General features: G+C 50.6%; 16 protein-coding genes and 7 tRNA genes. All 23 read right to left on the bottom strand.

Translation table 11 applies throughout. The features are described from left to right. Positions 1 to 53: 53 nt before the first annotated feature. Positions 54 to 2,465, bottom strand: coding sequence for a ribonucleoside triphosphate reductase (locus DXD92_RS06590; protein ID WP_118640297.1), 2,412 nt, complete (start codon positions 2,463 to 2,465; stop codon positions 54 to 56). A gap of 247 nt (positions 2,466 to 2,712) precedes the next feature. Then, complete coding sequence (gene hflX / locus DXD92_RS06585; protein ID WP_055227015.1) at positions 2,713 to 3,948, bottom strand: GTPase HflX; 1,236 nt, start codon at positions 3,946 to 3,948, stop codon at positions 2,713 to 2,715. Positions 3,949 to 3,966: 18 nt separating this feature from the next. Then, positions 3,967 to 5,001, bottom strand: a complete 1,035-nt coding sequence (locus DXD92_RS06580) for a tetratricopeptide repeat protein (protein ID WP_118640296.1) — start codon at positions 4,999 to 5,001, stop codon at positions 3,967 to 3,969. Next, positions 4,998 to 6,344, bottom strand: a complete 1,347-nt coding sequence (glmM, locus tag DXD92_RS06575; protein ID WP_118640295.1) for a phosphoglucosamine mutase — start codon at positions 6,342 to 6,344, stop codon at positions 4,998 to 5,000. The genes DXD92_RS06580 and glmM overlap by 4 nt, the downstream gene beginning before the upstream one ends. A 104-nt stretch (positions 6,345 to 6,448) precedes the next feature. Next, positions 6,449 to 7,369: a nucleotidyltransferase family protein gene (locus tag DXD92_RS06570; RefSeq protein WP_055219722.1), complete on the bottom strand. Its 921-nt coding sequence runs from the start codon at positions 7,367 to 7,369 to the stop codon at positions 6,449 to 6,451. A gap of 92 nt (positions 7,370 to 7,461) precedes the next feature. Further along, on the bottom strand, positions 7,462 to 8,538 hold the full coding sequence (prfA, locus tag DXD92_RS06565; protein WP_022462136.1) for a peptide chain release factor 1: 1,077 nt from the start codon (positions 8,536 to 8,538) through the stop codon (positions 7,462 to 7,464). A 75-nt stretch (positions 8,539 to 8,613) separates the two neighbouring features. After that, positions 8,614 to 9,471 (bottom strand): peptide chain release factor N(5)-glutamine methyltransferase, encoded by an 858-nt coding sequence (gene prmC / locus DXD92_RS06560; RefSeq protein ID WP_118640294.1) that lies wholly within the window; start codon positions 9,469 to 9,471, stop codon positions 8,614 to 8,616. A gap of 3 nt (positions 9,472 to 9,474) precedes the next feature. Beyond that, the gene (locus DXD92_RS06555) at positions 9,475 to 10,458 is read right to left on the bottom strand and encodes a DUF1385 domain-containing protein (RefSeq protein ID WP_118640293.1); all 984 of its coding nucleotides are present in this window, start codon (positions 10,456 to 10,458) and stop codon (positions 9,475 to 9,477) included. Positions 10,459 to 10,562: 104 nt separating this feature from the next. Beyond that, the gene (rpmE, locus tag DXD92_RS06550) at positions 10,563 to 10,763 is read right to left on the bottom strand and encodes a 50S ribosomal protein L31 (RefSeq protein ID WP_022462139.1); all 201 of its coding nucleotides are present in this window, start codon (positions 10,761 to 10,763) and stop codon (positions 10,563 to 10,565) included. 131 nt (positions 10,764 to 10,894) lie between these two features. Next, entirely contained in the window at positions 10,895 to 12,559 is a 1,665-nt protein-coding gene (gene rho, locus DXD92_RS06545; protein ID WP_118640292.1) for a transcription termination factor Rho, read from the bottom strand. 133 nt (positions 12,560 to 12,692) lie between these two features. Beyond that, positions 12,693 to 12,774: transfer RNA gene (locus DXD92_RS06540), tRNA-Leu, on the bottom strand. Between the two features lie 68 nt (positions 12,775 to 12,842). Further along, positions 12,843 to 12,915, bottom strand: a tRNA-Lys gene (locus DXD92_RS06535). A gap of 18 nt (positions 12,916 to 12,933) precedes the next feature. Next, positions 12,934 to 13,005, bottom strand: a tRNA-Gln gene (locus DXD92_RS06530). Between the two features lie 20 nt (positions 13,006 to 13,025). Further along, positions 13,026 to 13,099, bottom strand: a tRNA-His gene (locus tag DXD92_RS06525). Positions 13,100 to 13,145: 46 nt separating this feature from the next. Further along, a tRNA-Arg gene (locus tag DXD92_RS06520) sits at positions 13,146 to 13,219 on the bottom strand. Between the two features lie 26 nt (positions 13,220 to 13,245). Continuing rightward, positions 13,246 to 13,316 (bottom strand) — tRNA-Gly (locus DXD92_RS06515). Positions 13,317 to 13,322: 6 nt separating this feature from the next. After that, positions 13,323 to 13,397, bottom strand: a tRNA-Pro gene (locus tag DXD92_RS06510). Positions 13,398 to 13,717: 320 nt separating this feature from the next. Then, entirely contained in the window at positions 13,718 to 14,203 is a 486-nt protein-coding gene (locus DXD92_RS06505) for a metallophosphoesterase family protein (RefSeq protein ID WP_022462627.1), read from the bottom strand. 14 nt (positions 14,204 to 14,217) lie between these two features. After that, positions 14,218 to 14,820 (bottom strand): XTP/dITP diphosphatase, encoded by a 603-nt coding sequence (locus DXD92_RS06500; RefSeq protein ID WP_022462628.1) that lies wholly within the window; start codon positions 14,818 to 14,820, stop codon positions 14,218 to 14,220. 128 nt (positions 14,821 to 14,948) lie between these two features. Continuing rightward, positions 14,949 to 16,679 (bottom strand): carbon starvation CstA family protein, encoded by a 1,731-nt coding sequence (locus tag DXD92_RS06495; RefSeq protein ID WP_118640291.1) that lies wholly within the window; start codon positions 16,677 to 16,679, stop codon positions 14,949 to 14,951. A 44-nt stretch (positions 16,680 to 16,723) separates the two neighbouring features. Further along, positions 16,724 to 17,248 (bottom strand): hypothetical protein, encoded by a 525-nt coding sequence (locus DXD92_RS06490; protein ID WP_055219714.1) that lies wholly within the window; start codon positions 17,246 to 17,248, stop codon positions 16,724 to 16,726. A gap of 161 nt (positions 17,249 to 17,409) precedes the next feature. Next, positions 17,410 to 18,567: a THUMP domain-containing class I SAM-dependent RNA methyltransferase gene (locus DXD92_RS06485; protein ID WP_118594601.1), complete on the bottom strand. Its 1,158-nt coding sequence runs from the start codon at positions 18,565 to 18,567 to the stop codon at positions 17,410 to 17,412. 16 nt (positions 18,568 to 18,583) lie between these two features. Next, the gene (gene yfcE / locus DXD92_RS06480) at positions 18,584 to 19,126 is read right to left on the bottom strand and encodes a phosphodiesterase (protein WP_022462632.1); all 543 of its coding nucleotides are present in this window, start codon (positions 19,124 to 19,126) and stop codon (positions 18,584 to 18,586) included. Between the last annotated feature and the right edge of the window lie 71 nt (positions 19,127 to 19,197).

The following is a 19,197-nucleotide window of genomic DNA, read 5'->3' as shown; positions in this document are numbered from 1 at the left end:
TTTTTCCTATTATAACTCTGTTTGTTCTTTCCTGCAACTATATGCGCACAGATTTAGGAGAGATATTCATCCACATATTTCTGGATATTGGAAGCATTCACAATCTTCTGCGCCTGGCCGTCCTCCACAACGAGAAGAGTCGGTGCCTGCATGATGCCGTACTGTGCGGCAAGATCCGGGTGACGCTCTGCGTCGATCACCTCATACTGCTCCTCGGCGAGCATTTCTTTTGCCATTTTGCAGTTCGGGCAGGTGCTTGTCGTGAACAGGTACATGCCGTCTTCCTCGATTTTATCTGCTGCTGCAGCGGCTTTCGGCTCTTCTTTTCCAGCGGCCTGCTCTGCCAGCTTCTCTGCTGCGCCGTACGATTTCATTTTCTGCTCCGGCGATTTGGAGTGGATGATATCATATACAGTTCTGTTCTTGTACTCCTGGCGTTTTCCGTCGTTCCAGTTCTTGACCGGACGGTAATATCCCGTGATACGGCTGTAAACCTCTGCCTCTTTTCCACAGATCGGACATGCAAAATGCTCGCCGGCGAGATAGCCGTCGTTCGCACAGACAGAATACGTCGGGGACAGCGTGTAGTACGGCAGTTTGTAGTTCTCTGCAATCTTCCGCACAAGGGAAGCTGCTGCTTTCCAGTCCGGCAGTTTTTCGCCAAGGAACGCATGGAATACAGTTCCCGAGGTGTACAGCGTCTGCAGATCATCCTGAATATCAAGCGCAGAGAAAATATCCTCGGTATAGTCCACCGGCAGATGGGAGCTGTTGGTGTAGTACGGGGTATCTCCCTCATGGCCTGCGGTCTTGATATCCGGCCATTTTGCACGGTCGTGTTTTGCCAGACGGTATGCGGTCGACTCCGCCGGAGTTGCCTCAAGGTTGTACAGATCGCCGTACTCCTCCTGGTAATCAGAAAGACGCTCTCTCATATGGTTCAGAACTTCTTTCGTAAACTGCTGTGTCTTCGGATCCTCCAGACCCTTTCCGAGCCATGCGGCATTTAAGCCGGCCTCGTTCATACCGATCAGACCGATGGTTGAGAAGTGGTTCTCAAACGTTCCAAGGTACCGTTTCGTATATGGATACAGTCCCTCGTCCAGGAGGCGGGTAATGACCTCACGTTTCGTCTTTAACGAACGTGCGGCAATATCCATCATATGATCGAGACGGCGGTAGAACTCTTTCTCATCTTTGGACTGATATGCGATACGCGGCATATTGATGGTGACAACGCCGACCGATCCGGTGCTCTCGCCGGAACCGAAGAATCCGCCGGTTTTCTTTCGAAGCTCACGCAGATCCAGGCGGAGACGGCAGCACATGGAGCGCACGTCGCTTGGTTTCATATCGCTGTTGATGTAGTTGGAGAAGTACGGGGTACCGTATTTTGCAGTCATTTCGAACAGCAGACGGTTATTCTCCGTATCGGACCAGTCAAAATCGGATGTGATGGAGTAGGTCGGGATCGGGTACTGGAAGCCTCTTCCGTTGGCATCTCCCTCGATCATCGTCTCGATGAACGCTTTGTTGACCATATCCATCTCTTTTTTACAGTCTTTGTACTTGAAGTCCATCTCCTTGCCGCCGACGATCGCCGGAAGCTCCGCGAGGTCATCCGGTACGGTCCAGTCGAGTGTGATGTTGGAGAACGGTGCCTGGCTTCCCCAGCGGCTCGGTGTGTTGACGCCGTAGATAAACGCCTCGATGCACTTCTTCACTTCGCCGTAGCTTAAGTTGTCCACTTTGACGAACGGCGCCAGATACGTATCAAATGAAGAAAATGCCTGCGCACCTGCCCACTCGTTCTGCATAATGCCGAGGAAGTTGACCATCTGGTTGCACAGAACCGAAAGATGTCTTGCCGGAGAAGAAGTAATCTTTCCGTTGATGCCGCCAAGTCCTTCTTTGATGAGCTGTTTTAACGACCATCCTGCACAGTAGCCGGTCAGCATCGACAGGTCGTGGATGTGAATATCCGCGTTGCGGTGTGCCTCGGCGATCTCGTCATCATAAATCTCTGATAACCAGTAGTTGGCTGTGATCGCGCCGGAATTGCTTAAGATCAGACCGCCGACAGAATACGTTACGGTCGAATTCTCTTTGACACGCCAGTCCTCTACTTTTACGTAGCTGTCCACGATCTCTTTGTAGTCTACGATCGTCGATTTCATGTTGCGGATTTTTTCCCTCTGCTTGCGGTACAGAATGTAAGCTTTTGCCACTTCTGCGTAGCCGCACTGGATCAGCACGTTCTCCACGCTGTCCTGAATTGCCTCCACTGAAATTTTTCCGTCTTTGATCTTGGACTGAAAGTCCGCTGTTACGCGCAGTGCCAGCATCTGAAGCATGTCATCGCTGAACTGCATATCTTTTGCGCCGAATGCTTTTCCAATCGCATCGGTAATCTTTTTCATCTGGAACTCTGCAATCGTTCCGTCTCTCTTTTCTACCTGAAACATGGAATCCCTCCTGTTAATTCAACCGTTTCTGCAAGGCCTTTTTAAGGTTCCACTCTTTGCAGTGTCTGAACCATATGATAGCAGAGCATGTTTCTCCCGTCAATAGTAAAAAGTACCATATCTAGTGTGAAATTTTCTAACATCACTAGATATGGTACTTTTACTTGTATTCTGTCCCTTCCATTTTTCGGCGCTGTACGGCGCTTAAAGGGATGTACTGCCGTTTTTAAGCCCGCTTGCCATACCTCTATACCCTCGGATAGATATCCTTCGGTACATAGGCTTTTACGCGGATGCCTTCCGGCAGATATTCTTCTTCGAGCAGAATTCCGTATCCGCGGATCAGTGAAATCGTTCCCGCCTTATCGTACGGATAGAGGCGCTCGATATAGATTTTGCCCTCCATCATCCACGAGGAGAGTAAATTTTTGAGGTCTTCGAGTCCCTGTCCTGTTTTGGCAGAGACCGCAAGGCTCGCGTCTGCCCGGAAATCTTTTACAACCATCGGGGCGAGAAGCTTATCCTGCTTGTTCAGCAGGGTGACGATCTTTTTGTCCTCAACTTTCAGTTCCCGCAGCGTATCGTACACGACCTGCATCTGCAGCTCCATCTGCGGATTTGACGTATCCACAACGTGGAGAATATAGTCGGCATACCGTGCTTCCTCCAGCGTACTGCGGAATGCATCGATCAGATGATGTGGCAGCTTATTGATAAATCCAACCGTATCGGTCAGCAGGATTTCCTGTCCATCCGGAAGGGTCAGTGACCGCGTCGTCGTATCCAGCGTGGAAAACAGCATTGCATCTGCCAGAATTTCCGATCCTGTCAGTGCATTTAAAAGACTGCTCTTTCCCGCTGACGTATAGCCTACGAGCGCCGCTACCGGGATTTTGGAACGTTTTCTGCCTTCACGAAGGAGCTCTCTGTGCTGGCGTACTTCCTCAAGCTCACGTTTTAACTGCGTAATACGCGTGCGGATCAGGCGCCGGTCGGTTTCCAGCTTTTTCTCTCCCGGTCCTCTCGTACCGATTCCGCCGCCGAGACGGGAAAGCGATGTGCCAAGGCCGGAAAGTCGGGACGCACGGTACTTTAACTGGGCCAGCTCAACCTGGATTTTACCCTCGCTGCTCACGGCGCGCGCCGCAAAGATATCCAGGATCAAAAGCGTACGGTCCATGATCTTGCATTCCAGTGCTTCCTCCAGCCCTTTTAACTGGATCGAGGAGAGCTCATCGTCGCAGATGATGCCCGTCGCATCGCAGGCGCGCACCAGAATTTTCAACTCCTCTAATTTTCCTTTTCCGATGTACGTTCCCGGATGAATGGCCTCTCGCACCTGCACCAGGCGGCCCTCCACCTTCGCACCGGCGGTGCTGGCCAGTTCCGCCAGCTCGTCGAGCGATTCTTCTGCGTTTGCGCCGCCGTTTTCCTGTACGCCGACCAGAATCACGCGCTCCTGTTCTTCTCTTAAATCAAACAATTCAACTTCCTCCGTCTGTTATCGGTTCTGGAGAAACGTATTTTCCCGCTGCGCCGCGGTGTTTTCCGGGTATGCTGCCAGAAAATCCGCCATCAGCGACTTCGCGGTATCAAAATCCGCCCGTTTTTCATAGGATACAATCTGGTTGAACAGCAGATTTTCCCGGTCGGAATCCTCCGCCGTTTTGAGTCCTTCCTCGATATACGAGAGTGCACTGTCCGTGTCGTTTTCCGCAAGTGCGCAGAGCGCCAGCCCGTTGTTTGCTGCCGCCGCAAAGCCATCTGTCGAAAGATACGAAGAAAACAGTGCTTTCGCCTCGTCGTTCTGACCATTGGAAAGGTAAACCTCGCCGAGCATTTCCATCGCCGCGCTGCTGCCGTCCTTCATTGCCTTCGAGAACGCTTTGACCGCCTCGTCCTGCTCCTCCAGATAGTAGTATGCGCAGCCGATGTTATAATAATCCTCGGTCGTTTTCGACTCAATCTTCACTGCCGCTTCGAGGTAACGGTCTCCGTCCGCCTTCATGCTGCTCTCCTGATACAGCTCGTAAATGTCAAGGCAGAGCTGATAGCTCTCCTTCGTCTCCACTGCCGCATCAAAATCCACCTTCGCCTGCTCGTAATTCTTCTGCAGGAAGTACGCGCGTCCCCTAAGGAACAGCGCATCGGCATCGGCCTTTTCTTCCTGAATATTGGTGCAGATCTCAATGGCTCCATCCAGATCTCCGGCCTGTACGCAGGTTTCCGCCTCGTAATACATGACATCGCGCGAAAACTCCGCGTCTTTGTGCTTCATGCTCGAAAGACTGCTCTTGAAAGCCTCTTTTGCCTTGTCATACTCCTGGCTTTTCAGATAAGCGATGCCGAGCGACCGGTAGCTCTCCGCCAGTCGGTCGCCTGCCTTTACGGCTCCCTCCAGCATCGCAATCGACGTTACGTAGTCCTTCTGTTCGAGCGCCTCGATGCCCTTTTTATAAAGCTTTGAATTTTTATTTTCACAGCCGCCAAGCACCATTGCCGCCGCCAGAAAAAAGATTACCAGTCTTTTTTTCATTCTGTCACAAGTCCTTCTTTATGCATCACAGAAACAACCTGGTCTACGTATTTTGCACACGTTGCGTCGTCCGGTGCTTCCACCATGACACGGATCACCGGCTCGGTGCCGCTCTCTCTTACGAGGATGCGTCCGTCATCGCCCAGGGCCTCTGCTACGTCTTCTATTGCTTTCTGTACTGCCGGGTTGGCCTTTGCAGCTGCTTTGTTTGCCACGCGGACATTCTTTAAGAGCTGCGGGTAAATCACTACCTCGGCTGTCAGGGTGCTGAGCGGGAGTTTCTTATCTATCAGCACTTCCATCACCATCAGGGAGGTCAGGATTCCGTCACCGGTCGTCGCGTGCTTGCTGAAAATGATGTGGCCGGACTGCTCTCCGCCGAGAGAATAGCCGTTTGCCATCATGTTCTCGCACACGTATTTGTCGCCGACTGCCGTCTTCTCATACCGGATACCGGCGCGGTCACACGCTTTGTAAAGACCGAGGTTTGACATGATCGTGGTCACAATCGTATCTCCGTTTAACTGGCCTTTTTCTTTTAAGTATTTACCGCAGACATACATGATCAGGTCTCCGTCTACCACATTTCCCAGCTCATCGACAGCGATGCAGCGGTCTGCGTCTCCGTCGTAGGCAAATCCGACATCGAGGTGTTTCTCTCTTACATATTTCTGAAGCTCTTCGATGTGGGTGGAACCACAGCCGCAGTTGATGTTTGTTCCGTCCGGCTCGTTGTGGATCACATATGTCTTGGCGCCGATGGCATCAAACACGCTCTTGGCTACGGAAGAGGCACTTCCGTTGGAGCAGTCGAGTCCGACTCTCATGTTTTTAAAGGATTTTGTCGGAATCGAGATCAGGTGTCCAATGTAGCGGTTCCTTCCGGCTGCAAAATCCACGGTACGTCCGATGTCTTCTCTCGTTGCGAACGGGATCTTCGGTGTTCCGTCGTCGATGTAGGCTTCGATCTGCGCTTCGATGTCGGCTTCCAGTTTCTGTCCCAGGCCGTTGATGACTTTGATTCCGTTGTCATAGAACGGGTTGTGGCTGGCGGAGATCATAATTCCGCAGTCAAAGTTTTCGGTACGGACAACATAGGAAACGCTCGGGGTGGTCGTTACATGCAGCAGATAAGCGTCTGCTCCCGATGCGGTCAGTCCTGCTACCAGCGAATATTCGAACATGTAGCTGGAGCGTCTGGTGTCTTTTCCAATGACGATCTGTGCTTTGTGGTCTTTTCCGAAATACCATCCGAGGAATCTTCCCACTTTATATGCATGCTCAACCGTCAGATCAATGTTTGCTTCTCCGCGAAATCCATCTGTTCCAAAATATTTACCCATGGTATGCTCCTTTCCCCTTTCGGGCAGAAAGCGTGTCTGAAATTTTTTGCAATCATTCAAACACGCTTTTTCTGGTTATTCACTCAAATAACAAAATATCGTAATTAGTCGTACAGCTTCTCGCTGTATACGCCGTCCGCAATCAGTTTGCGGAATGCTTCTGTTACGGAAGCTTTGTCTTCCTGATACGTTACGCCGAACCACTCTGCGTCGGTCGGAAGAACTTTTACTTCTGCTTTTCCTGCGTGCAGCAGCTCGTCGATGTAGATCGGAAGGAGGTACTCGCCTTTTACATCTCCCTCTTTCTGTGCAGAAAGGAATTCAACAAAGCCTTTCTCCAGAAGATCAATGAACTCCGGCTGCAGTCCCCACATGTTCATGGAAACAAGCGAGTTTTTGTCGATCGGATCAACCGTTCCGTCTTCTTTTTCAACGCCTGCGCCCTCTGCGGTCTTTACGATGTTTTTCGTCTCGTTGACACCAGTCAGATTTCCGTTTTCATCAACGACGCAGACACCTCTTGTAACACCGCCGTTGTCACTTAAGGTGTTTCCAAGCACGAATCCTGCCATGGAGATCGGCATAACTTCATCCACATCATGCTCCTGTACAAGGTAGTCGTGCAGTTTTACGAACGGATCTTTTCCGTAATAGTCATCAGCATTGATAACAGCAAACGGCTCTTTTACAAGACCTTTGCAGGCAAGAACGGCCTGGCCGGTTCCCCACGGTTTGGTACGGCCTTCCGGTTTTGCAAAGCCTGCCGGCAGATCATCGAGCTCCTGGAATGCATATTCCACCTCTGTGATTTTGCTGATGCGGTTGCCGATGACTTCCTTAAAATCTTTCTCCAGATCCTTGCGGATGATGAAGACTACTTTGTTGAAGCCGGCTTCCAGTGCATCGTGGATGGAATAATCCATGATGATCTCCCCGTTTGGTCCTACTGGCTCAAGCTGTTTGATTCCCTTTCCAAATCTGCTGCCGATTCCGGCTGCCATGATCACAAGTGCTGTTTTCTTCATAGCGTTTTCCCTTTCTCTTTTCCCCTTTTTTCTCTTGTTTATTCTATCAACAATCGATCCTGTAGACCAATCGTGACTCGCAGCGTTTATTATTATGCTTCTTCCTGCATGCTGCTCAGCTTTGCGGCCTGATCGGCTGCAATCAGACTGTCGATGATTTCATCCAGATCGCCGTTCATAATGGCGTCCAGTTTGTATAAGGTCAGTTTGATTCTGTGATCCGTCACACGTCCCTGCGGGAAGTTGTACGTACGGATCTTCTCAGAGCGGTCTCCCGTTCCGACCTGGCTCTTTCGAAGCTCGGCCATCTCATCGTGCTGTTTCTGCTGCTCTAAGTCGTACAGACGGGCACGCAGAATCTTCAGTGCCTTGTCCTTATTCTTTAACTGTGATTTCTCATCCTGGCAGGAAATGACGATGCCGCTCGGGAAGTGGGTCAGACGGACTGCTGAGTCGGTCGTATTGACACACTGGCCGCCGTTTCCGGAAGCACGGAATACATCGAATTTGTAATCTTTCGGGTCGATCTGTACTTCGACGTCGTCCACCTCCGGCATGATCGCTACGGTCATGGTTGAGGTATGGATTCTTCCGCCGGACTCGGTTTCCGGCACACGCTGTACGCGGTGCGTGCCGCTCTCGTACTTCATCCGGGAGTACGCGCCTGCTCCGTTGATCAGAAGTGTTGCGTCTTTAAAGCCGCCGATTCCGTTTTCATCGGCGCTGGTCAGCTCTGTTTTCCAGCCGCGGCTCTCTGCGTATTTGATGTACATACGGCAGATTTCTGCGGTAAAGAGTGCCGCCTCGTCTCCGCCGGCACCTGCGCGGAACTCTACGATAACGTTCTTGTCATCGTTCGGGTCTTTCGGCAGAAGCAGGACTTTGAGCTCCTGCTCCAGCTCCTCTACGCGTTTTTTCGCATCGGAGAGCTCTTCTTTCAGCATTTCGCGCATCTCTTCGTCGGATTCCTCCTCAAGAAGCATCAGGCTCTCTTCGATGGTCTGTTTCTGTGTTTTATAGTCCTTATATGCGTCTGCGATCGGCTGGAGTTCTGCCTGCTCCTTCATCAGCTTCTGGAACTTCGCCGCATCGGCAGCGACGTCCGGCTCGCTTAACTGATTCAGTACCTCCTCGAGACGCATGAGGATATCATCAAGTTTATCAAACATAAAATGACTGCTCCTTTTTGCTGTTTTCGTCTGTTTATGATGTCATTATGGTGTCAAAATTAAAATTCATTTCTGTCAGGGTTTTTTGTGCCAGATACCGGTCACCACGCGGTCCAGGCCTGCCAGATCTTTCAGAACCTGTACATCGGCAAAGCCGTGGGTTTCCATCAGCTCCCGCACTTCATCTCCCTGAGCATATCCAATTTCAAAACAGAGCTTTCCGCCCTCTTTTAAATAGCTTCCTGCCTGCTCTGTAATCTTCCGGTAAAAGACAAGACCGTCCGCACTGCCGTCGAGTGCCATCCGCGGCTCATGGTCGCGCACCTCCGGCATCAGCGTTTCAATCACATCCGTGCGGATATACGGCGGATTGCTTGCGATCACATCGAAGGTTCCCTCGATGTTTTCAAATAAGTTGCTCTTTACGAACGATGCCCGTCCGCCCGCCTGTGCGCCGTTCTTTTCCGCAACCTGTAAGGCTTTCTCGGAGAGATCCGCGCCGATTCCAGTGCAGTCCTCTCTCGTCACAAGAAGCGATATGAGAATGCATCCCGAACCGGTGCAGAGATCGAGAATCCGTGCATCTTTTGGAAGGCCGCGGAGCGCTTCCTCCACAAGAATCTCGGTGTCCTGCCGCGGAATCAGTACATGCTCATTCACAAAAAAAGGGATTCCGTAGAACCACGCCTCTCCGGTCAGCTGCTGCAGCGGAATGTGTTCGCCGCGCTTTCTGACCAGCGCTTCGTACTGCTCCTGCTGTTCTTTTGGCATTTCATCTTCACTGTGTACAAAGTAGGTGCTGTGGCTGATCCCGCAGACATGCTCCAGTAAAAGCCATGCGTCCTGCCGGGCCTCCTCCACCCCCTGCTTTTGTAAGTACAGAATAGCGGATTCCAGTGCAGATTTCAAGTTTTTTCTATCGTGCACACTCATCGGTCACGGCTCCTCATGTTCTTTTTTTTCGGTTTTGGCCGGGTACGTATAACCAAAGTTTTCGTTCAGGTACGCTCTCCAGTCAAACACAGCCTCCACAGCGGCGATCGCAACCTCTGCCATCTCGGCATCCGGCTCGCGCGTCGTCAGGTGCTGCAGCATCAGGCCCGGTTTACTGATCAGGTTGACCAGTTTATTGTCACTTTTTCCCGCCAGGCGGATAATTTCATACGAAACTCCCGCGATCACCGGAATGAGAAGCAGGCGGATCACAATTTTCAGCACCGGGGAATCGACCCGGATGAACATGAAAAAGATGATGCTGATGACGATGACGTACATCAGAAAGCTCGTTCCGCAGCGCTTGTGCTCCCGGGAACTCTTTAAGACGTTTTCCACGTTCAGTTCCAGACCGTGCTCAACGCAGTTGATGCATTTATGCTCGGCGCCGTGGTACATGAACACGCGCTGAATGTCTTCCATACGGGAAATGGCTGCCAGATAGCCGAGGAACAGTGCCACACGCACAAAGGCCTCTGCCACCGCAGTCAGTGTCGTTCCGGCTCCCGCTTTGCGCAGCAGTTCGGACAGGAAGTACGGCACCATCAGAAAGAGAACGACGGCGATGACAACGGAAAATGTGACGGTTCCGTACATCATCAGCTTGTCTGTCTTTTCTTTTTTCGCTTTCTGCTGCTCCTCTTCCTCTTTCGTCGCCGGCTTTTTCTTTTCCTCCTCCTCGTCCTCATAGAACGAAGCGGAGTACATAAGGGAACTCATGCCGACGATCATCGAATCGGCAAAGCTGAAGACACCGCGCAGAATCGGAACTTTTAAGAGCTCCTTGTGCTTCGTCAGCGGCTTGTGCTGCTCTACTTTAACCTCAATCTCCCCGTCCGGCCGGCGTACTGCGACGGAATAGCGGTCCTTGTTCATCATCATGACGCCTTCCATCACGGCCTGGCCGCCAATATTGGATGATTTCATAATTTACGTTTACCTCCTCAAAGGGGATTTTCTGCATCCGTAACGCAAGAACGGGCTGAGATCTTCCAACCTCAGCCCGTTTTTCATCTTGCTTGATTCAATTCTTATTTCATGCCGTATTTCTTGTTGAACTTCTCGATACGTCCACGAGCTGCAGCAGCTTTCTGCTGGCCAGTGTAGAACGGATGGCATTTAGAACAGATCTCAACGTGGATCTCTTTCTTGGTAGAACCTGTTACAAAAGTATTTCCGCAGTTGCAGGTAACAGTTGCCTGATGGTATTCTGGATGGATTCCTTCTCTCATTTTATTCACCTCTTCTTAATATTGTTATCTTCTCAGATTTACTCTGATGATTTCGTATTTCAGGCTGACAAAATCTCATCAACCTTGCACAGCTTTCTCATTGTATCACACAATTTTGAAAATTGCAAGCCTTATACTATTTTTTGTTTTTTTAAAATTTGAATCAGTTCGCCGTTGTTTCCGGTGCGGGCAAACATGTTCAGAATATTTTCCACGGCTTCCTCGGATTTCATGCCGTTTAATGCCTTCCGCATATTGTAAACGGCCTCCTGCTCATCCGGTGTCAGAAGCAGATCTTCTCTTCTTGTTCCCGATTTGGCTATGTCGATGGCCGGGAAGACGCGGCGTTCCTGCAGTTTCCGGTCGAGCACGAGTTCCATGTTTCCGGTGCCTTTGAATTCCTCGTAAACGACATCGTCCATCTTGCTTCCGGTGTCCACAAGCGCCGTTGCAAGAATCGTCAGGCTTCCGCCCTCGCGCATGTTTCTGGCCGCGCCGAAGAACCGTTTCGGCATGTAGAGTGCTGCCGGATCGATACCGCCGGAAAGGGTACGGCCGCTCGGCGGAACGGTCAGGTTGTAAGCTCTGGCGAGACGTGTGATGCTGTCGATGAAGATCGTAACGTCTTTTTTACTCTCCACAAGACGTTTCGCGCGCTCAATGACCATCTCGGACACGCGTTTGTGGTGCTCCGGCTGCTCATCGAAGGTGGAATAGATGACTTCCACATTCGATCCCTGAATCGCTTCTTTAATGTCGGTGACCTCCTCCGGCCGCTCGTCGATCAGAAGGATGATCAGATACATCTCCGGGTTGTTCCGCAGGATGGATTTTGCCGCATCCTTCAAAAGCGTCGTTTTTCCGGCTTTCGGCGGGGAGACGATCATGCCTCGCTGGCCTTTTCCGATCGGACTTACAAGATCCACGATCCGCATCGCCATGCTTCCGCCCGGGCGCTCAAGGCGCAGCCGCTCATCCGGGAAGACCGGTGTCATATCTTCGAAATTGCCGCGGCGCATGATCTGGTCGAGCGGCAGATTGTTGACGCTCTTTAAGTATAAAAGGGCGCTGAATTTTTCGGTTGCGGACTTTACTCTCGTGTTTCCACGGATGATATCTCCCGTTTTCAGTCCGAAACGGCGGATTTGGGACGGAGAAACGTAGACATCGCTGTCGCCCGGCATATAGTTGTCGGAGCGGATAAATCCAAATCCGTCCGGCATGACCTCGAGGATGCCGCAGGCCTCCTGGCCGCTGTCGAGCGTGCTGGTTTCCTGACGCGGTTCCTGTCTCGTCTCTGGTCTTGCTTCCTGACGCAGCGGCTCCTGTCTCATTTCCTGCCCTGCTTCCTGACGCGGCTCCTGTCTTTGCTCTTCCTCACGGTTATTCTGATTATAATTCCGTGGTTCCTGAAATCTACGCTCATTGAAACGCGGCGCTCTTGGACGGTACTCCTGGCGCTCTCCGTTTTCACTGCGCTCTTCCCGGCGGACATACCGCGGTCTCTGGTACGGGCGCGCGGTGCCGTTTTCCGAGGTTTCCCGATTCTGGCGCTCCATACCGTCCTCCCGCTTTTCCTGCGGTTCCTGATTCTGATCCTGTACAGTTTCCGTCTTTTTTTCCTCTTTTAGAACCGCCGGCTCTTCCATGTTTTTCTGGTTTTCTTTCTGATCTTCTTCCAGCATCCGCTCAATCAGCGCTTCTTTCCGCAGGGTGGAAATCCCCTTCATGTTTCTGGATTTTGCCAGCGCTTTCAGCATGCTCAAAGGCAATGACTCATACTTTTCTCTTGTCATACCATTTTTCCTCTATCTATTCTCTATTTGATTTTCGGTTCTGTTTGGAGTTTTTAAGATATTTGATGCGCGAATATTTTTGCTGCAATTATTTAGAATCTGATTTTTGTCATTTTACTGCTGTGGATTTTTCTGCGGTTAGTGGGACTCGAACCCACACGCCGAAAGGCACAGGAACCTAAATCCTGCACGTCTGCCAATTCCGTCATAACCGCATATTATTTTTTCAAAAAAGAAAAACCCCATAGAAAACCTCCATGGGCGTTTTCTATGGGTTATTTAGTGAAGCATCGGGGATTCGAACCCCGGACAACTTGATTAAAAGTCAAGTGCTCTACCGACTGAGCTAATGCTCCGTATACTTTTGCATCCAACTGGGCTAGCTGGATTCGAACCAGCGAATGCAGCAGTCAAAGTGCTGTGCCTTACCGCTTGGCGATAGCCCAATGTTTCGCCTTGCTGGCAGGGTGGATAAAGGGATTCGAACCCTTGGCCTCCAGAGCCACAATCTGGCGCGCTAACCAACTGCGCTATACCCACCATAATTACGACTTACAGTCTTTTTCACTATTTAATTTTAGTGAAGCGTGCTTGGAGGGATTCGAACCCCCGACCCACGGCTTAGAAGGCCGTTGCTCTATCCAACTGAGCTACAAGCACACAGCTTCTACAAAATTGTAGCAGCAAGCGGGTGATGGGAATCGAACCCACGTATCCAGCTTGGAAGGCTGGTGTTCTACCATTGAACTACACCCGCACGACATCGGGGTGACAGGATTCGAACCTGCGACCTCCTGGTCCCAAACCAGGCGCTCTAGCCAAGCTGAGCCACACCCCGTAAACAAGGTTTCCCGATTTGCGTTTAACCCTTTCGCGCTCGACGCAAGATTTATTATATTACATTGTTTTCGGTTTGTCAACACTTTTTTTCATTTTTTTCAAAATGTTTTTTGTGTTGTTTTGTTCTCACCGGACAACAAAGAGATCTTATCATATCTTTTCTCATCTGTCAACACCTAAATTGTATTTTTTTGACAAACTTTTTAAGAATTAGTCAGAACCTGCTCCGGTACTACCCTGTTTTCTTTGGAATAGTCATGTTAGTTGCGATAATTCATTCGATTTCGGGCTGTTTTCCGCCCTTTTTCGACCCGTTTTTTAATCCAGATACTTGATTTCCACCGAAAGCTCATGCTCTTCATTGATCGTCAGCATGGCATAGCTTGGTTTTCTTCCCATCTGACGCGGATACGTGAGGCTGCCCGGATTGACAATCCAGAGATTTCCACGCTTTTCTGCGACCGGCCGGTGCGTATGGCCGAACAGTACGATATCCACACCCCTGGAAAGCGCCTCCGCATAGATTCCCTCCAGGCCGAGCGATACGCCGTAGTTATGACCGTGTGTGATAAAGGCACGGTAATCATCAATGTTCACCTGAATCTCCGCCGGGAGGTTTGAAAACCAGTCATTATTTCCCATGACCATATAGCACGGGCCGTTTACCTTGGATTTGATCAGGTCATCCATCCCTTCCACGTCACCGCAGTGGATCATGCCGTCGAACTCCTCACGTTCCATGGCCTCCTCAAGGTTATACATCCGTCCATGGGTATCGCTCACTATCAGAAATTTCATACTCATTCTCTTCCCTCTTCTTATTTCAAATATGATGCAATCTGTTCTTTCATCGCCGCCAGTGCTTTTCCTCTGTGGCTGACTGCGTTTTTCTCTTCCGGAGAAAGTTCTGCGGTCGTGCGGCTCATATCCGGCAGATAGAAAATCGGGTCATAGCCAAAACCGTTCTCCCCGCGTTCCTCGTAACCGATTTTTCCCTCGATCGTTCCTTTGGTGGTACAGACTGTTCCATCCGGGAAGGCGGCTGCAATCACACAGACGAATCGTGCCGTTCTTTTTTCCACCGGCACGCCCTCCAGGCGGTCAACGAGGCTCTGATTTTTGATGCGGTAGGACGTATCCTCTCCCATATATCTTGCCGAATAGACACCAGGCTCGCCGTTTAAGGCATCCACTTCCAGACCGGAGTCATCCGCCAGCACGATCGTGTCGCCGTCTGTGCATCCGGCAACGGTCTGTGCTTTGATTTTTGCATTCTCCTCAAAGGTTTTGCCGTTCTCATCGATCTCGACCGAAATGCCGGCTTCTTTCATCGAATAAATTTCCACCGGCAGATCCGCAAGGATTTCACGGATTTCTTTCATTTTGCCGGCATTTCCTGTTGCAAATACAATTTTTTTCATAACCGTTTTCCTTCTTTCACGCTGAAATAACTTGCGATCATTATACCGTATGTGTGACGCAAACACAAGAACCCTGTCACAAAAAAAGACCCCCGTTTTATCCGGGAGCCTTTTTTTGTAATCACACATTATTTTGCTTTTTTCTGATTTGCCAGAGTCTTGAATCCATCGAAAGCCAGGATCAGCGCCAGGATGACAAGCAGGCCTGCCAGCACGATACGTGCTACGCACCAGCCGATGCCAACGCCTGCGCCAAGGCCCTTGAAGTTTGCGATCAGGGTCTGTACAAGGGATGTGATGGTTACGATCAGCATGAATACCATCGGGAACAGGAACATTTTGTTGTTTTTGCCGACTTTTCCGAGCCAGGTGGCAACAGCAAGAAGTCCGATGGCTGCCAGCAGCTGGTTGGATGCACCGAACAGCGGCCAGATTTTGGAATAACCGGTCAGGCCAAGGCCGATGCCGAGTACTACGGTGATAACGGTTGATACAACCGGATTGGTCAGAACGGCTTTGTAGCCGGTTGCCTCTTTGTAAGTCTGTCCCGGCTCAAGCCAGAACTCCTGGAACATGTATCTTGCCAGACGGGTTGCGGTATCCAGAGAAGTCAGGCAGAATACCGATACAGTCAGAACCAGCAGAGAGTACAGTACATGGGTCGATCCGCCAAGTCCCGGAATGGTTGCTACCATCTCGGAGATACCGGTTGCAAATACAGCGGTCGGAACAACGGTGGTTCCGTCTGCGTATCTGGACCAGATGTAGCCGACTGCACACAGAGATACGATTGCAAGTGCACACTCAATCAGCATACCGCCGTATGCGATCGGGCGGGCATTTTTCTCATTGTCAAGCTGTTTCGATGTAGTTCCTGAACCAACGAGTGAATGGAATCCGGAAATTGCTCCGCAGGCGATGGTTACGAACAGGGCCGGGAACATAAATCCAAGAGAACTTCCGGTCGGAGCCAGCGTATCTTTGAATCCGGTGAATGCCGGGATATCCAGGGATGCATGGCCCATCAGAGCACTTCCGATGACACCGGCAGCGGCTACGATCATCATGAAGTACAGAAGGAAGGAGCTTAAGTAGTCACGCGGCTGAAGCAGAATCCAGACCGGTGCAACAGAAGCTACGGTGATATAGATACCAACGATTACCATCCATGCTGTCTCGGAGAGATAGATCGGATGGAAGTTTAATCCAACAACAACGCAGACAACAATAGCTGCAACGCCTGCGATGGTGGAAACGCCAAGAGATACATTTCTTCTGTATACCATGAAACCGAACACAACGGCGAGTACGATGAACAGAATGGAAATCATAGCGGTTGTTGCATTTGCAGAACTTGCTGCCACATCGACAGCGCCGCTCTCGGTATAGGCTGCCTTGAAGGTATTGGCAACGATGGAACCGAAGGCTGCAACAACAAGAATCAGGGTCAGGTAAGCGAAGACGATAAAGAGTTTTTTCGCTTTACTTCCCATGGTGTCTGCGATAACCTCGCCGATGGACTGTCCTTTGTGGCGCAGGGATGCAAACAGTGCGCCGTAATCATGAACGCCTCCAAAAAAGATACCGCCGATGAGTACCCATAAAAGAACCGGAACCCATCCAAAGACAGCGGCCTGAATCGGTCCGTTGATCGGGCCTGCGCCTGCGATGGATGAGAAGTGATGTCCCATTAAGACAGGAGCTTTGGCAGGAACGTAGTCCACACCGTCCTCCGCGGTGAATGCAGGGGTTTTCCGTTTCGGATCAACGCCCCACTGCCCGGCAAGCCATTTTCCGTAGAATACGTATCCGGCGATCAGAATGCCGATTCCGACAACCAGTACAAGAATACTATTCATTTGTTTTTTCCTCCCTCTTTTTGGTAGAATAAATTTATAGATAACTAAGATCGGAACATCTTAGCATACCCCTTTACCAATTCCCAAGCCGCCCGGTTTCCAAACACTTTCTGTTCTGCCGTATCAAAGACGAGCAGCCGCACCTGACAGTAGCCTCTCAAAGAAAACCGGTAATTTTTATAATACTTATATTTTCGGATTTTCTTCTTTACGCTGTCCGCAACCGGTTTGTCCGCAAAAAAAATACCGGTGACCAGCGTGTACATGTGGTCGGTATCCGGTACTTCCTTCCCCTCGCGAACCACCTTTGGCTCTATCCATTCTGTCAGGTCCGTCAGAAATGTTTCGACGTCCTGGTCGTTCAGTTCTTCCACCGCTTTAAAATACGCATGCTCATGACAGCTGATCCTCCACAGCTCTGCTTTCTTTGAGAGCACGTATTTTGCGCCGCTCTCGTGGTAGCTTGCACAGGCATCGTATGTATGGCCGTTTACTTCGGACGGCTTTACGATATCGTAGCTCCTCTCGTAGGAATGCAGCAGCCTGTCTCTGATCTCCTGTCCGTTCATGGTTTCCTCCGCTTGATGAAAAAATTTCGCATGAGGACAGTTTAGCACAGTAGTGCAGTGATTTCAAGAAAATATTAAACTTTTCTAAAATTCTTCTTTTAATTTTTGTTATCAAAAAGGAGCAACGCCAAAAATCATTCGGCATTGCTCCTCCATTTGTATTATTTCTGTTCTTTTTCCCGGCGCGGCGGCTTCGGTCCCGCGTACTGGTAAAAGTAGGTTTTCAGCATTCCATTGTAAATTTTACGGTTTTTATCCGCCTTTTTGCCGAGATACCGCTCGGCATCCTCGTAGCTCGTGATCAGATACATCGACCAGGAATCGAGAGCGCGGTACCGCTCTCCTAATGTCTGATACAGGGCCGGAAGATCTTTTTTGTCCTCCAGGCGCTCACCGTACGGCGGGTTGGTAATCAGAAAACCGTATTTTTTCGGGTGCGACAGCTCGGCAACCGGACGCTGCTGGAAATGGATCAGGTGATCCACACCGGCCAGCTTTGCGTTCTCTCTGGCACTCTTGATGACATCTCCGTCGATATCAAAGCCCTGAATATCTGTCTCAATATCGTTCCGGATCCGGTAGCGTGCATCCTCCGCCGCATCCATCCAGCATTTTTTCGGCACGAGGTGCGTCCACTGCTCCGCAAGGAAAGAACGGTTGAGACCCGGTGCAATATCGGCCGCCATCATGGCCGCCTCGATCGGGAACGTACCGCTTCCGCAGAACGGATCGACAAGAATCCGGTCACCCTTCCACGGAGTCAGCATGATAAGTGCTGCGGCAAGGGTCTCGGTGATCGGCGCTTTCGCGGTCAGCTTGCGGTAGCCTCTCTTATGAAGGGAAACGCCGGAGGTATCGAGTCCGATCGTAACCTCGTCTTTTAAAATCGAAACACGGATCGGGTACTGTGCACCGTCCTCCGGGAACCACTCCATGTGGTAGACCTGTTTCAATCGCTCGACAATCGCTTTTTTCATGATCGACTGGATATCGGACGGGCTGAAGAGCTTACTCTTGATGGAGTTTGCCTTCGTTACCCAGAACTTTCCGTTTTTCGGGATAAATTTCTCCCACTGGAGCGCTTTTGTCGCTTCAAAGAGTTCATCGTACGTCTCGGCGTGGACCTGTCCTACTTTGAGCAGGATACGCTCTGTCGTGCGAAGGAACAGGTTGGCGTAGGCGATTCCCTCTGCATCTGCAAGAAACGTTACTTTTCCATCCTCCACGCGCTCGATTTCGTAGCCGAGGTCGAGAATTTCACGTTTCATCACCGCCTCCAGGCCGAAGTGGCACGGGGCGATCAATTCATATAATTCCATACTCTCCCGTCCCCTCTTATAATGTGAGCTGTTTTACGACGGTGCCGTCAAAGCCTTTGATCGTAAATACGCCGTCCTCGAGGATTGCATAGGTCGGGATATTGCCCTCTTTCGGCAGAGATACAGAACCCGGGTTCAGAAAGGTGTGTGCGCCTTTTTTCTCGGCACGCAGGACGTGGGTATGGCCGTACAGGAAGATATCTCCATCCATCAGCGGCGGCAGATTCTGCTCATTGTAGATGTGGCCATGGCTCATATAGAAGGTATGGCCTCCCTCGATCAGGATGCCGTAATCTGCCAGCACCGGGAACTCCAGTACCATCTGATCTACTTCTGCGTCGCAGTTTCCGCGCACGTTGGTGAGGTACTGTTTTTTCTCATTCAGCATGGCGATGACCTGTTTCGGTGCGTATTCTTTTGGAAGATCGTTTCTCGGGCCGTGATAGAGAAGGTCGCCTAACAGAAACAGGCGGCTTGCGCCCTCTGCCTCGAAGGCTTCCAGCATTTTTCTGCAGTAATAGGCAGAACCGTGAATATCAGATGCAAACATGTATTTCATATCGTGATCTCTCTTTCGTTTTGTGGTTTGGTTTTGTATTGTTTTCTGTTTCATCTTACCGTATCTTTTCC

The organism is Blautia sp. TM10-2 (genome assembly GCF_003480845.1).
Taxonomy (GTDB): Bacteria; Bacillota; Clostridia; order Lachnospirales; family Lachnospiraceae; genus Fusicatenibacter; species Fusicatenibacter saccharivorans.
The sequence above is the reverse complement of the archived record's forward strand: the minus strand, read 5'-3'. Positions and strand labels throughout refer to the sequence as shown.

Coding starts and splice junctions, on each gene's coding strand:
- DXD92_RS06590 (WP_118640297.1), bottom strand. CDS start 2,465: ATGTTTCAGGTAGAAAAGAGAGACGGAACGATTGCAGAGTTCCAGATG.
- DXD92_RS06580 (WP_118640296.1), bottom strand. CDS start 5,001: ATGAAAAAAAGACTGGTAATCTTTTTTCTGGCGGCGGCAATGGTGCTT.
- glmM (WP_118640295.1), bottom strand. CDS start 6,344: ATGGGTAAATATTTTGGAACAGATGGATTTCGCGGAGAAGCAAACATT.
- DXD92_RS06570 (WP_055219722.1), bottom strand. CDS start 7,369: ATGAAGAAAACAGCACTTGTGATCATGGCAGCCGGAATCGGCAGCAGA.
- prfA (WP_022462136.1), bottom strand. CDS start 8,538: ATGTTTGATAAACTTGATGATATCCTCATGCGTCTCGAGGAGGTACTG.
- prmC (WP_118640294.1), bottom strand. CDS start 9,471: ATGAGTGTGCACGATAGAAAAAACTTGAAATCTGCACTGGAATCCGCT.
- DXD92_RS06555 (WP_118640293.1), bottom strand. CDS start 10,458: ATGAAATCATCCAATATTGGCGGCCAGGCCGTGATGGAAGGCGTCATG.
- rpmE (WP_022462139.1), bottom strand. CDS start 10,763: ATGAGAGAAGGAATCCATCCAGAATACCATCAGGCAACTGTTACCTGC.
- rho (WP_118640292.1), bottom strand. CDS start 12,559: ATGACAAGAGAAAAGTATGAGTCATTGCCTTTGAGCATGCTGAAAGCG.
- DXD92_RS06505 (WP_022462627.1), bottom strand. CDS start 14,203: ATGAGTATGAAATTTCTGATAGTGAGCGATACCCATGGACGGATGTAT.
- DXD92_RS06500 (WP_022462628.1), bottom strand. CDS start 14,820: ATGAAAAAAATTGTATTTGCAACAGGAAATGCCGGCAAAATGAAAGAA.
- DXD92_RS06495 (WP_118640291.1), bottom strand. CDS start 16,679: ATGAATAGTATTCTTGTACTGGTTGTCGGAATCGGCATTCTGATCGCC.
- DXD92_RS06490 (WP_055219714.1), bottom strand. CDS start 17,248: ATGAACGGACAGGAGATCAGAGACAGGCTGCTGCATTCCTACGAGAGG.
- DXD92_RS06485 (WP_118594601.1), bottom strand. CDS start 18,567: ATGGAATTATATGAATTGATCGCCCCGTGCCACTTCGGCCTGGAGGCG.
- yfcE (WP_022462632.1), bottom strand. CDS start 19,126: ATGAAATACATGTTTGCATCTGATATTCACGGTTCTGCCTATTACTGC.